Annotated in this window: 13 protein-coding genes; 12 read left to right on the top strand and 1 reads right to left on the bottom strand. The window is 39.3% G+C overall.

Features of this window, described 5'->3' with window-relative positions:
- The first annotated feature begins 125 nt into the window (after positions 1 to 125).
- The 12 genes from glpX (at position 126) to tsf (ending at position 11,547) form a co-directional block, all read left to right on the top strand.
- The gene (gene glpX, locus B0183_RS00150; protein WP_005712261.1) at positions 126 to 1,124 is read left to right on the top strand and encodes a class II fructose-bisphosphatase; all 999 of its coding nucleotides are present in this window, start codon (positions 126 to 128) and stop codon (positions 1,122 to 1,124) included.
- Between the two features lie 49 nt (positions 1,125 to 1,173).
- Complete coding sequence (recJ, locus tag B0183_RS00145; RefSeq protein WP_078208147.1) at positions 1,174 to 2,904, top strand: single-stranded-DNA-specific exonuclease RecJ; 1,731 nt, start codon at positions 1,174 to 1,176, stop codon at positions 2,902 to 2,904.
- A gap of 128 nt (positions 2,905 to 3,032) precedes the next feature.
- The gene (locus B0183_RS00140; RefSeq protein WP_078208146.1) at positions 3,033 to 3,878 is read left to right on the top strand and encodes an OmpA family protein; all 846 of its coding nucleotides are present in this window, start codon (positions 3,033 to 3,035) and stop codon (positions 3,876 to 3,878) included.
- An 89-nt stretch (positions 3,879 to 3,967) separates the two neighbouring features.
- Complete coding sequence (locus B0183_RS00135; protein WP_062923840.1) at positions 3,968 to 4,786, top strand: pyridoxal phosphatase; 819 nt, start codon at positions 3,968 to 3,970, stop codon at positions 4,784 to 4,786.
- Between the two features lie 12 nt (positions 4,787 to 4,798).
- Entirely contained in the window at positions 4,799 to 5,317 is a 519-nt protein-coding gene (locus B0183_RS00130; RefSeq protein ID WP_021113499.1) for a GNAT family N-acetyltransferase, read from the top strand.
- Positions 5,318 to 5,427: 110 nt separating this feature from the next.
- The gene (gene dapA / locus B0183_RS00125) at positions 5,428 to 6,315 is read left to right on the top strand and encodes a 4-hydroxy-tetrahydrodipicolinate synthase (RefSeq protein ID WP_078208145.1); all 888 of its coding nucleotides are present in this window, start codon (positions 5,428 to 5,430) and stop codon (positions 6,313 to 6,315) included.
- 166 nt (positions 6,316 to 6,481) lie between these two features.
- Complete coding sequence (lysS, locus tag B0183_RS00120) at positions 6,482 to 7,984, top strand: lysine--tRNA ligase (RefSeq protein ID WP_021113501.1); 1,503 nt, start codon at positions 6,482 to 6,484, stop codon at positions 7,982 to 7,984.
- Between the two features lie 156 nt (positions 7,985 to 8,140).
- Entirely contained in the window at positions 8,141 to 8,458 is a 318-nt protein-coding gene (locus B0183_RS00115; RefSeq protein WP_021113502.1) for a hypothetical protein, read from the top strand.
- Positions 8,449 to 8,760 carry a helix-turn-helix domain-containing protein gene (locus tag B0183_RS00110; protein WP_035496156.1) on the top strand — a complete coding sequence of 104 codons (312 nt, stop codon included), beginning with the start codon at positions 8,449 to 8,451 and terminating at the stop codon, positions 8,758 to 8,760. Before B0183_RS00115 ends, B0183_RS00110 begins: the two co-directional genes overlap by 10 nt.
- 38 nt (positions 8,761 to 8,798) lie before the next feature.
- Positions 8,799 to 9,572, top strand: a complete 774-nt coding sequence (gene yaaA / locus B0183_RS00105) for a peroxide stress protein YaaA (RefSeq protein ID WP_021113504.1) — start codon at positions 8,799 to 8,801, stop codon at positions 9,570 to 9,572.
- A gap of 303 nt (positions 9,573 to 9,875) precedes the next feature.
- Complete coding sequence (gene rpsB / locus B0183_RS00100; RefSeq protein ID WP_005712277.1) at positions 9,876 to 10,601, top strand: 30S ribosomal protein S2; 726 nt, start codon at positions 9,876 to 9,878, stop codon at positions 10,599 to 10,601.
- Positions 10,602 to 10,695: 94 nt separating this feature from the next.
- The gene (tsf, locus tag B0183_RS00095) at positions 10,696 to 11,547 is read left to right on the top strand and encodes a translation elongation factor Ts (RefSeq protein ID WP_010786850.1); all 852 of its coding nucleotides are present in this window, start codon (positions 10,696 to 10,698) and stop codon (positions 11,545 to 11,547) included.
- Positions 11,548 to 11,603: 56 nt separating this feature from the next.
- On the opposite strand, the gene fdhD is transcribed toward tsf, so the two are convergent.
- Positions 11,604 to 12,419: a formate dehydrogenase accessory sulfurtransferase FdhD gene (fdhD, locus tag B0183_RS00090; protein WP_035493633.1), complete on the bottom strand. Its 816-nt coding sequence runs from the start codon at positions 12,417 to 12,419 to the stop codon at positions 11,604 to 11,606.
- Between the last annotated feature and the right edge of the window lie 128 nt (positions 12,420 to 12,547).

The following is a 12,547-nucleotide window of genomic DNA, read 5'->3' as shown; positions in this document are numbered from 1 at the left end:
GTAATTACGATAAAAATTGACTAAAAAATCTCTAACGCCTACAATTTCATTCCGCACATAACTTCCTACAAGCGGTAGGATTCCTCAAAAATTTTGCAAACACATCTCTATTTAAGGAACCTAAAATGAAAAGATCCCTTTCTATCGAATTTTCCCGTGTAACAGAAGCGGCAGCACTGGCTGCATTTGCTTGGCTTGGTCGTGGCAATAAGAATGCTGCCGATGATGCTGCAGTAAAAGCGATGCGTTTTTTGTTAAATCAAATGGAAATTCGTGGTGAAGTCGTGATTGGAGAAGGGGAAATTGACCAAGCTCCGATGCTTTATATTGGTGAAAAAATTGGTTTATGCCGTCCTGAAGATGAAGAAGTCAGCATTGCGGTTGATCCGATTGATGGTACTCGCATGACAGCGATGGGGCAAGCGAATGCATTATCGGTATTAGCTGCAGGGGGCAAAGAAACCTTTTTACAAGCTCCTGATATGTATATGGAAAAATTGGTGGTAGGCAGTGAAGCTAAAGGTATGATCGACTTAAGTCTTCCTATTGAGCAAAATCTACGCCGTGTTGCCTCTAAAAAAGGGAAACTACTTTCTCAATTAACTGTTGCTGTATTAGATAAACCACGCCATAAAGAGGTTATTGCTGAAATGCAAAAATTAGGCGTTCGTGTGATGGCGATTCCTGATGGTGATGTGGCAGCAGCAGTTCAGTGCTGTTTACCTGAAGCAGATTTAGATATGTTATATGGCATTGGTGGTGCCCCAGAAGGTGTCGTGGCTGCGGCAGCAGTTCGTGCTTTAGGCGGTGATATGCAAGCGAGATTAATTCCACGGAACCAAGTTAAAGGCAATACCTTAGAGAATTTTGCTTATGCGGAAAAAGAGATAAATCGTTGCGAAGCATTGAATGTACCGATTAATGAAATATTGAAGCTTGAAGATCTAGTTAGAGATGATAATTTAGTTTTTTCTGCGACTGGGATTACTTCAGGAGATTTGCTTAAAGGTATTCTACGTCAAGGAAATTTAGCAGTGACAGAGACCTTACTTATTCGAGGACGTTCTCGTACTATTCGTAAAATTCAGTCTTATCATTATCTAGATCGTAAGCAAACGGAATGATATCTACTTTAAAGCATGGATAAATATTATTACAACTAAGTTTGGTTTTATGCAGAAATTAGTCCAACGTCGTCCCCAATTAACAGAACGACGATTATCAGAAAATCCTCTATTAAACCGTATCTATCAAAGTCGAGGGGTAAAAAGCCCTGCAGAGTTGGATTTATCTCTCAAAGGTTTACATCACCCTAAGGGGCTTGCCAATATTGATCAAGCAGTTGATTTGTTGTTAGATAGCTTAACTCGACAAGATCGGATTGTGATTGTGGGGGATTTTGACGCAGATGGTGCAACCAGTACTGCTTTGGCGATTTTGGCGCTACGGCAGTTCGGTTTTCAGCAGGTTGATTATTTGATCCCTGATCGCTTTTCACAAGGCTATGGCTTAAGCCTTAGTGTTGCGGAAATGGTCATTGCAAAAGGGGCAGATTTTGTTTTAACGGTAGATAATGGCATTTCTTCTTTTGAAGGGATTGCTTTACTTAAAGCTCAAGGGATTCGGGTTCTTGTAACCGATCACCATTTACCTGCAGACAGCCTGCCAAATGCAGATGCAATGGTAAACCCAAATCTGGCCGCTTGTACTTTTCCCTCAAAGTCTTTGGCAGGTGTCGGGGTGATTTTCTATGTGATGATGGCTCTGCGAGCTAAAATGCGTGAGCTTGGGCATTTCAAAGAGAAAGAGCCTAACATTGCAGAATTACTAGATCTTGTTGCTTTAGGAACAGTAGCGGATGTTGTTCCGCTTGATCACAATAATCGCATTTTGGTTAATCAAGGGTTAAATCGTATTCGTTCAGGACATTGCCGAGTAGGGATTCAAACATTGGCAGAAGTGGCTAAACGAGATCTCTATGCTTTGCAAGCCAGTGATCTAGGGTTTGCCATTGCCCCAAGATTAAATGCGGCTGGGCGATTAGAGAATATGTCTTTAGGTGTAGAGCTATTGATTTCCGATAATCTCGCTTTAGCTCGTCAATTTGCCTTAGAGCTGGACTCATTAAATCAGACTCGTAAAGAATTTGAGCAAGAGATGAAAGCGGAAGCCTTAGCCCTTTGTGCTAAGTTGCCAACGCTCTCTCAGCAAAATCAAGCACAAGGTATCGTGTTATACCAACCTGATTGGCATCAGGGAGTGATTGGTATTTTGGCTTCTCGCATTAAAGATCAGTTTCACCGTCCTGTTATTGCATTTGCTCAGGAAAGTGATGAAAGTGAATATTTAAAAGGATCTGCTCGTTCTATTGCTGGGCTACATATGCGAGATTTACTAGAACGTATAGATGCTAAATATGACAATTTGATTGTCAAGTTTGGTGGACACGCAATGGCGGCTGGTTTGACCATACACCAAGATCATTTAGCTCAATTTCAAACTGTATTTGACGAAACAGTAAATGAAGTTGCGGAACCTGAATGGTTACAAGGTGTGATTTATACGGACGGCGAGTTGTTCGCCCATGAATTTAATTTAGCCACAGCGGAATTACTTAAACAAGCGGGTCCTTGGGGACAACATTTTCCAGAGCCGACGTTTGAGGGACGGTTTCGTATCTTGCAACAGAAACTTTTGGCTGGAAAACATCTGAAAATGATGGTGGAAAATGAATATGGTACGCTATTCGATGCTATCTGGTTTAATGTTGATGTAAAATGCTATCCTGATTTATCTATTAAACAGGCAACATTTGTTTATAAATTGGATATTAATGAATTTAGGGGAGGAAAAAACCTCCAACTACTTATTGAATATTTATTAGAAGAGGATCAATTCAAATAAAAAAAGATAGAATAAGACTATTTTGTATAGTAGAATTAAGCTAGGTTTTTATTATAGAAAGAAGTATAGATATTTCTGATAATATTCTATATTAAGAGATAGTTAATTTGATATTTAAGGGGTAAAGAATGAAAAAAACAATTTTTTTTCGTGGAGTGTTATCGGCTATAGCGATTACAATTACTGCTTGTGGTAGTTTGAGTAAGGTGTCTGATGAGGGTACAACAGAAAAACCGGTATTTCCAAAAATTTCGGAATCAAAATTTAATCATGATGGCTCTCAATTTGGATCATGGCCGAATTGGGAAAATGTTCGTCAAATTGAAAAAGGGATGAACAAAGATCAGCTTTATAATTTGATTGGTCGCCCTCATTTTTCTGAAGGACTTTATGAAGTACATGAGTGGGACTATGCTTTTAACTATAGAGAAAAGGGCGTACACAAAATTTGTCAATTCAAAATTTTGTTTGATAAAAATATGAATGCGCAAAGTTTCTTTTGGTATCCAAATGGTTGTAATGGTAATTCTTCATTTAATTTAGTCGGTGATTTCCTCTTTGATTTTGATAAAGATACATTAACTACAAAGGGCAGAGAGGTTGTTGATGATGTTGCAGAACAATTAAAATCTTCAGGTGCAGAGAAGGTTAAAGTTGTGGGTTACACTGATCGCCTAGGTTCTGAGGAATATAACTTAGATTTGTCACAACGTCGTGCTAATATGGTTAAAGCTCATTTAGTAGAGCAAGGTATTAAAGCGCCGATTGAGGCTGTTGGTTATGGTAAAGCAAACCAAGTTAAAGCTTGTGATGGTGAATCAGGTCAAGCATTACGTGACTGTTTACGTCCAAACCGTCGTGTGGAAATTACAGCTAATGGTGGTGTATTAAAACAGAACGAAAGTCGTAATGTTGCAGGTCCTCAAGGCCCAGCTCCGCTTTATCAAACTCCTTCATATAATCCAGCTAAATAATTTGCTGCTTTGATGTTTATGACGTAGTAAAATAAAAGGGTCAATTCATAAGGGAATGACCCTTTTTTTGTTTTATAAGGAGCGAAGTAATGTCTTATCAAGCGATTGCATTCGACCTTGACGGCACACTGCTGTCAAGTCAAGGCACCATTTTAGAATCAAGTAAAAAAGCAATTAAGCAAGCACAAGAGAAAGGACTAAAGGTTTATATTGTAACGGGTCGTCATCATACGGCGGTACGTCCTTATTATGCAGAACTTGGGTTAGATACCCCTGTTGTCTGTTGTAACGGGACTTATTTGTATGATTTTCATAATGATGAAGTGTTATCGGCTAACCCGTTAGGTAATGCATTGGCAGAAAAGTTAATTCATTCAGCAAAAGCAGAAGGGATTCATGTTGCTGTTTATACTCGTGATGCGATGACCTATGAAGTGCTAAATGCTCATTTCACCAAATTCTTAAAATGGGTGGCAAGTTGTCCTGAAAATGTTCGCCCTAATGTGTATCAAGCCGAAAATTTCCAAACCTTTATTGATAATGACACAACCATTTGGAAAGTGTTAATTAGCGATCCTAACCTAGAGAAAATGCAAAAATTTGTCGAAACATTACCGCTTGAGGTGAGTGCTGAATGGTCTTGGGTAGATCGTGTCGATATTACTAAAGCAGGAAATAGCAAAGGGGCTTGTTTGGCAGAATTATTAAAACGTGAACAAATTGACACAGAGAATGTGATTGCCTTTGGTGATAATTTTAACGACATTAGTATGTTAAAACTGGTTGGTATGGGGATTGCAATGGGCGAATCAGAGCTGGAAGTCCAGCAAAGTGCGAAAAAAGTGATCGGCTCAAATAACGAAGACAGTATTGCTCAAACGCTAAATGAATTATTACAGCTAAATTAAAAGGATCTATGAATGCATATTCGCAAATCAGTTGAAACGGATTTTGATGCTATTTTAGCCATTTATAATCAAGCGATTCCGACTCACCAAATGACTGCAGATCTTTATTTTGCAACAAGAGAAACACGCAAAGCGTGGTTTGAATTTCATCTATCTAGTGAGAAATATCCCTTATGGACAGTGGAAGATGAAAATGGTGTAATCGGCTGGTTTAGCTTTTCCCCATATTATGAACGCCCAGCATTTGTGCATACTTCAGAAATCAGCCTTTACCTTGATGAAAAAGCAAAAGGTAAAGGCTATGGCTCGAAAATTATCCAGTATATGCAAGAACAGATGTTAGAACGTGGAATTCATACTTTGATGGCATATGTTTTTGAATTAAATCAAGTAAGTATGAATTTAATGAAAAAACACGGCTTTGAGTGTTGGGGGCGTTTTCCAAATATTGCGAATATGGGGAAAGACAGCGATGGTAATGAAAAATGGAGAACATTAGTGATGATGTCTTATCAAAAGGGCATTGAATAGCGGTAGGATTTTAGAAAAAATTTGCAATTTTGGTGGAAAATACTTGCATATTGAAGCCGAATTTTGCAAGCTATCGCATTATTTTACAAAAAGATATGCAGGAGAGAATTATGTCAAAACCTCTTTTTTCAGGCAGTATTGTGGCTTTGGTTACCCCAATGAAACACGGAGAAATTGACTTTGATGGATTAAAAGAGTTAGTTGAGTTTCATATTAAAGCGGGTACACACGCTATCGTTTCTGTTGGGACAACGGGTGAATGTAGCACATTAAGTATTGATGAAAATGTGAAAGTGATTAAGAAAACTGTTGAATTTGCAGCAGGACGCGTTCCCGTTATTGCAGGTACAGGTTCAAACGCAACAAGTGAAGCAATTACAATGACAAAATTGCTTGCAGACAGTGGTGTTGCTGGCTGTTTGAGTGTTGTACCTTACTACAATAAACCAACCCAAGAAGGTTTATATCAACATTACAAAGCGATTGCAGAATGCACATCGTTACCTCAGATTTTATATAACGTGCCAGGTCGTACAGGAACAGATTTAAAACCTGAAACAATTGCACGCTTGGCTAAAATTCCAAATATCGTTGCAGTGAAAGAGGCAACTGGTGATCTAAGCCGTGTTGCACAAATCAAAGCACTTGCTGGCGAAGATTTTATCTTCTTAAGTGGCGATGATGCGACTGGTTTAGAATCAATGAAATTAGGTGGGCAAGGTGTGATTTCTGTAACTAATAACCTAGCTGCAGCAGATATGGCAAAAATGTGCGAACTTGCTCTTGAAGGTAAATTTGATGAAGCAGAAGAGATCAACCAACGCTTAATGGATTTACATACAAATCTGTTTGTTGAGGGCAACCCGATTCCAGTGAAATGGGCAGCTCATAAAATGGGATTAATTAGTGATCCGTGCTTACGTTTACCGCTTACAGTATTATCTAAACAGTATCATCCGGTAATTACTGCAGCATTACAAAAAGCACAATTAATCTAAAATGTTCTAAGTCAAGGTTGGTTTTCCAACCTTGATTTTTTTGTAAAAACTTAGCGGATCTTACCGCTTGTTTTCTACCAAAATCTTCCAAAATCGCTTATAATCTCGCCCTTTCAAACTTAAATGAATTAAACCGAATTTATTTTTAAAATGTTAAGGTAATACAATGTCAGAAGTCGAAAACCAAGAATTAGATCTGAATGGCGAAATGATCGCTCGCCGTGAAAAATTAGCTCAATTGCGTGAGCGTGGTAATCCGTTCCCAAACACATTCCGTCGTGAAGATAAAGCTGAAGAGCTTCACGCAAAATATGATGAAGTCGACGGCGAAGAACTCAAAGCCAAAGAAATTCCTGCGGTAGTTGCAGGGCGTATTATGTTGCGTCGTGTGATGGGTAAAGCGACATTTGTTACTATTCAAGATGTAAGCGGTCAGATCCAGCTTTATGTGGCTCGCGATAATTTGCACGAAGGTGAATATGAAAACACGGTGGGCTTATTAGATTTAGGCGATATTATCGGTGTAAAAGGCACGCTATTTAAAACCAAAACAGGTGAATTAACTGTTCGTGCAGCCGAATTACAACTGCTCACCAAAGCGCTTCGTCCGTTACCAAACAAACATAAAGGCTTAACTGACCAAGAAACTCGCTATCGTCAGCGTTATTTAGATCTTATTGCGAATGAAGAATCTCGCCGTGCTTTTGTTATCCGCTCAAAAGTGGTATCAGGTATCCGTCAATTCTTCTTAGAGAAAGATTTTATCGAAGTGGAAACGCCGATGTTGCAGGTGATCCCAGGTGGTGCAGCGGCAAAACCCTTTATTACTCACCATAACGCATTAGATGTGGATATGTATCTGCGTATCGCTCCAGAGCTTTACTTAAAACGCCTTGTGGTTGGCGGTTTTGAGCGTGTATTCGAGTTAAACCGTAACTTCCGTAACGAAGGGGTGTCTGTTCGTCACAATCCTGAATTTACGATGATTGAATACTACCAAGCCTATGCAGATTACCACGATTTAATGGATAACACCGAAGAATTATTACGCAAATTAGCCTTAGATATTTTAGGTACAACGACCGTGCCTTACGGCGAATATGTGTTTGATTTCGGTAAACCGTTTGAACGTATCACAATGCACGAAGCGATTGTGAAATATGGCAACGGTATTTCAATGGACGACCTACACGATTTCGACAAAGCAGTGGCAATTGCAAAAGGCTTAAATATCGAAATCCAAAAATCGTGGGGTTTAGGTTCTATCGTCAATGCGATTTTTGAAGAAGTGGCAGAGCATCAATTAATTCAGCCGACCTTCTTAATGGCTCACCCAGCGGAAATTTCACCGCTTGCACGCCGTAATGATGAAAATCCAGAAGTGACAGACCGTTTTGAATTATTTATCGGCGGACGTGAAATCGGTAACGGCTTCTCAGAATTAAATGATGCTGAAGATCAAGCGGAACGTTTCCAAGCACAAGTTGCAGCAAAAGAAGCGGGTGATGATGAAGCGATGTTCTACGATGACGATTTCGTTGTCGCCCTTGAACACGGTTTACCACCAACAGCAGGCGAAGGCTTAGGTATCGACCGCTTAGCGATGATTTTTGCTAACGCACCGTCAATCCGTGATGTGATCCTATTCCCAGCAATGCGTCAGAAATAGGTTTATTTACCCATTATAAAAGCAAATAGGGATACTACTTTAGTTAGTATCCCTTGTGCTTTTTGGAAATAACTATTTTAAATACTGTTTAAATAAAGGTATTTTGACATTATTTTTTATTATACTACAATGACGTATGAAAATGAGGGAATCGAGGTGTACACTATCGTTGAGTCTGAGATTTATACTAAGTTAGTTGCTGATATTTTAACGCAAAAAGAGCAAGAGGAACTTGCGACATTTATTGCTTCTGAGCCAGAATGTGGTGATGTTATTCCTGCTTCAGGTGGTTGTCGAAAATTACGTTGGCATCGTCAATGTATGGGAAAACAGGGTGGTTGTCGAGTAATTTACTTTAATCGCCTAGAAAATGGCAAAATTTGTTTATTATTGATTTATACGAAAGCTAAATCTGAAAATATCCCAGCACATATATTGAAACAATTGAAACAGGAGTTAGAAGTATGGCTATAGATTTGAACCATATTAACGCAGTGGAATATGAATTTACTGAGGATGAGTTGGGCGAGTTACTTCTTGCCTCCGTAAGACAAATTAAAATGGGGAAATGTGCAGAGAGACAGATAACAAATGAAGTAATAGAAGCACGCCAGAAAACAGGCTTATCACAATCTGCTTTTGCGAAAGTGATGGGCATTTCGGTACGCACTTTACAAGGATGGGAACAGGGCAGACGTAAGCCAACAGGTGCAGCTGCCACATTATTAAAAATTGCTGCTCGCCACCCAGAAACAGTATTAGAGCTAAGAAGCTAGCCATTTAATTCTATCTATCAAACTAATTTGAGGTCAAAATGCTTGCCATTATTTCCCCAGCCAAAACCCTTGATTTTGAAACTAAAATTGACGGATTTGTATTTTCTCAGCCTGAACTAACCGCTTACAGCCAGCAATTAATTGATATTTGCAAACAATTTTCCCCTGCGGAAGTGGCATCATTGATGTCAATTAGCGACAAACTGGCAAGCCTAAATGTTGCTCGCTTTGCCGAATGGACAATGGAACACAATGAGCAAAACGCCAAAGCGGCATTATTTGCTTTTAAAGGTGATGTTTATACGGGCTTAGAAGCAGAAACACTAACCAATGCTGAAATCGACTATGCTCAACGCCATTTGCGTATGTTATCGGGGCTATATGGCTTATTAAAACCTTTAGATTTAATGCAGCCGTACCGTTTAGAAATGGGAACGAAATTGGCTAACCCAAAAGGCAAAGATTTATATCACTTTTGGGATAACATCATTACTCAACATCTCCAGCAAGCTATTGATGCACAAGAAGATAACATCTTAGTCAATCTTGCTTCTGATGAATACTTCGGGGTGGTGCAAGCGGAGAGATTAACCGCAAAAATTGTCAAACCCGTTTTCTTAGACGAAAAGAATGGCAAATACAAAGTGATTAGCTTTTATGCGAAAAAAGCCCGTGGAATGATGGTGCGGTTTATGTTGCAGACCCAACCAACCAGCGTTGAACAGCTTAAAGCCTTTAATTATGGTGGCTATTGGTTTGATGAAACGGCTTCAACAGACACCGAATTGGTGTTTAAACGTGAGGAACAATAGCATAATGTTACGAAACTAGTTGTTATTCTATTGGAATAATTTCTTAATATATAAATTTTCAAAATCTTGTACACGTTTTATTGAAAAGTACTGGTTTTTTGCTTCAGATTCAAGTAAAATCCGCCCGTTTTTTGTCCTTGCAGATTAATGTAGGCAAAAAACATTTTATTTTTTATTCACTAAATCACACACATATCGCAGACTAAGCGTCGGGGTGCTGTTGAAAAACGGTCGATGACTTAGGATATGTGGAGGCAAAACCCTTTCTGCCGCGGCAGAAACAACAACAAGGAAACTATTCTTATGGCACAAGTATCTATGCGCGATATGCTTAACGCAGGCGTTCACTTCGGTCACCAAACTCGTTACTGGAACCCACAAATGAAACCTTTCATCTTCGGTGCTCGTAACGGTGTTCATATCATCAACTTAGAGAAAACATTACCATTATTCAACGATGCATTAGCAGAATTAACTCGCATTGCAAGCAACAACGGTAAAATTCTTTTCGTTGGTACAAAACGTGCAGCATCTGACGCAGTTAAAGCAGCAGCAGTAGAAAGCCAACAATTCTATGTAAACCACCGTTGGTTAGGTGGTATGTTGACTAACTGGAAAACAGTTCGTCAATCAATCAAACGCTTAAAAGATTTAGAAGCGCAATCACAAGACGGCACTTTCGACAAATTAACGAAGAAAGAAGCATTAGACCGTACTCGTGATATGGCTAAACTTGAATTAAGCTTAGGCGGTATCAAAGATATGTCTGGTCTTCCTGATGCAATTTTCGTTATCGGTGCAGACTACGAGCATATCGCAATCAAAGAAGCAAATAACTTAGGTATTCCTGTATTTGCTATCGTTGATACTAACGCAAGCCCAGCTGGCGTAAACTACGTTATCCCAGGTAACGATGATGCAGCGCGTGCGATCCAACTTTACTTAGATGCAGCAGTAGCAGCAATCAAAGAAGGTCGTGGTCAAGAAACCGTTGCTGCTGAATTTGTTGCAGAAGAAGCGGCTGAGTAATCGTCTTTAAGGCAAGCCCTTAAAACACATTCAACATTGTGAAGCAGGGGCAATTATACCCCTGCTTTTTTATCTATTAAGAGAGGAATAAAAAATGGCTGAAATTACAGCAGCATTAGTAAAAGAACTTCGTGAGCGTACTGGCGCTGGTATGATGGAATGTAAAAAAGCGTTAGTAGAAGCAAACGGTGATATCGAATTAGCTATCGACAATATGCGTAAATCAGGTCAAGCGAAAGCAGCGAAAAAAGCAGGTCGTGTAGCAGCTGAAGGTGTTATCCTTGCTCGTATCGGTGCAGGTTTCGGTGTGTTAGTTGAAATGAACTGCGAAACTGACTTCGTAGCAAAAGATGCAGGTTTCGTTGGTTTAGCAAACGAAGTGGCAGATTATGCACTTGCAAACAAAGGTACATCAATCGAAGCATTACAAGCACAATTCGAAGAAAAACGTGCTGCATTAGTGGCTAAAATTGGTGAGAACATGAACATCCGTCGTGTTCAATACTTAGAAGGTCAAGTGATTGCACAATACTTACACGGTGCTAAAATCGGTGTATTAGTTGCTGGTCAAGGTGCTGAAGAAGAACTTAAGAAAGTTGCAATGCACGTTGCTGCGTCTAAACCTGATTTCGTAAACCCAGAAGATGTTTCTGCGGAAGTCGTTGCTAAAGAGCGTGAAATCCAAATCGAAATCGCAATGAACTCTGGTAAACCAAAAGAAATCGCAGAGAAAATGGTTGAAGGTCGTATGGCGAAATTCACTGGCGAAGTTTCATTAACTGGTCAGCCATTCGTTATGGATCCATCACAAACTGTAGGTGCTTACTTAAAATCAGTTAATACCTCTGTAGCTAACTTCGTTCGTTTAGAAGTAGGTGAAGGTATTGAGAAAGTTGAAGAAGATTTCGCAGCAGAAGTAGCGAAAATCACTGGCGGTAATGCTTAATTTCTCTTTGAGATAAAATAACATCCGCATGTTTTGTATGCGGATGTTATTATGGGTTATTTAATAAAATACAAACGATTACCCCCCGAATAGACTGTTGCCTTTCCTTTTCGAGTAAAAGCGAGTAGTGTAAAGTCGTTTTCCCTTGCGATATTGACTGCCATTTCAGTGGTAGCCGAAATCGCACAAAGCATTTCAATGCCACAAGCTAAACATTTTTGTACCATTTCAAAACTGGCTCGGCTTGTGACAAACACAAAGCCAAGTGGGGCATTTTCTTTTGCATACCAGCCTAACAGTTTATCTAAGGCAACGTGTCGCCCTACATCTTCTCGGATAGCTAAGAGTGTGCCGTCAGGGCTAAAAAAAGCAGCAGCGTGGCTTGCCCCAGTTTCTTTAGCAAGAGTTTGAGCCTGTTCTAATTGAGCTAAACAATCATCTAAGATTAAAGGGGATATATTTGACAAGCGGTGCGATTGTGGAAAAGTTTGGTAACTCTGTTTGACTTGTTCAAGTTGTTCAACCCCACAGATGCCACAGCCTGTTCTGCCTGCCATTGAACGACGTTTCTCTTTCAATTGAGTGAATTGACGAGTGGAAATTTCCATTTGGATTTCGATGCCGTTACAACTTTCAACAATGTCTAAGCCGTAGAGGTCGCTTTTCTGTTTTAAAATCCCTTCGGCAAGGGAAAAACCTAAGGCAAAATCGGCTAAATTGTCGGGGGTACACATCATAACTGTATGTGAAATTCCATTATAAACGAGAGCCACAGGCACTTCTCTGATGATATTATCTTGTTGAAATTGCTGTTGTAGAGAACCATTCTCAACAAAAAGTCGATCTACATCAGATTTTGTGATCTTCTTCACATTATTCCTCGAAAAAATTTGTTTATTAAGTAGTTTATTTTGTTAAAAAATTGTATCATTTACAGAATTTTAGCTTATATCAAATAGATGGTAATTAATCCGTAATAGTGCTGCTTTTTAAGTTGGTT

This window comes from Glaesserella parasuis, from assembly GCF_002015085.1.
Taxonomy (GTDB): domain Bacteria; phylum Pseudomonadota; class Gammaproteobacteria; order Enterobacterales; family Pasteurellaceae; genus Glaesserella; species Glaesserella parasuis.
Note: the sequence above shows the minus strand (reverse complement) of the source record. Positions and strands in the feature narration are given on the sequence as shown.

What these genes read in the sequence shown, in the direction of transcription:
- glpX (WP_005712261.1), top strand. Translation starts at nt 126, where the DNA reads ATGAAAAGATCCCTTTCTATCGAATTTTCCCGTGTAACAGAAGCGGCA.
- recJ (WP_078208147.1), top strand. Translation starts at nt 1,174, where the DNA reads ATGCAGAAATTAGTCCAACGTCGTCCCCAATTAACAGAACGACGATTA.
- B0183_RS00140 (WP_078208146.1), top strand. Translation starts at nt 3,033, where the DNA reads ATGAAAAAAACAATTTTTTTTCGTGGAGTGTTATCGGCTATAGCGATT.
- B0183_RS00135 (WP_062923840.1), top strand. Translation starts at nt 3,968, where the DNA reads ATGTCTTATCAAGCGATTGCATTCGACCTTGACGGCACACTGCTGTCA.
- B0183_RS00130 (WP_021113499.1), top strand. Translation starts at nt 4,799, where the DNA reads ATGCATATTCGCAAATCAGTTGAAACGGATTTTGATGCTATTTTAGCC.
- dapA (WP_078208145.1), top strand. Translation starts at nt 5,428, where the DNA reads ATGTCAAAACCTCTTTTTTCAGGCAGTATTGTGGCTTTGGTTACCCCA.
- lysS (WP_021113501.1), top strand. Translation starts at nt 6,482, where the DNA reads ATGTCAGAAGTCGAAAACCAAGAATTAGATCTGAATGGCGAAATGATC.
- B0183_RS00110 (WP_035496156.1), top strand. Translation starts at nt 8,449, where the DNA reads ATGGCTATAGATTTGAACCATATTAACGCAGTGGAATATGAATTTACT.
- yaaA (WP_021113504.1), top strand. Translation starts at nt 8,799, where the DNA reads ATGCTTGCCATTATTTCCCCAGCCAAAACCCTTGATTTTGAAACTAAA.
- rpsB (WP_005712277.1), top strand. Translation starts at nt 9,876, where the DNA reads ATGGCACAAGTATCTATGCGCGATATGCTTAACGCAGGCGTTCACTTC.
- tsf (WP_010786850.1), top strand. Translation starts at nt 10,696, where the DNA reads ATGGCTGAAATTACAGCAGCATTAGTAAAAGAACTTCGTGAGCGTACT.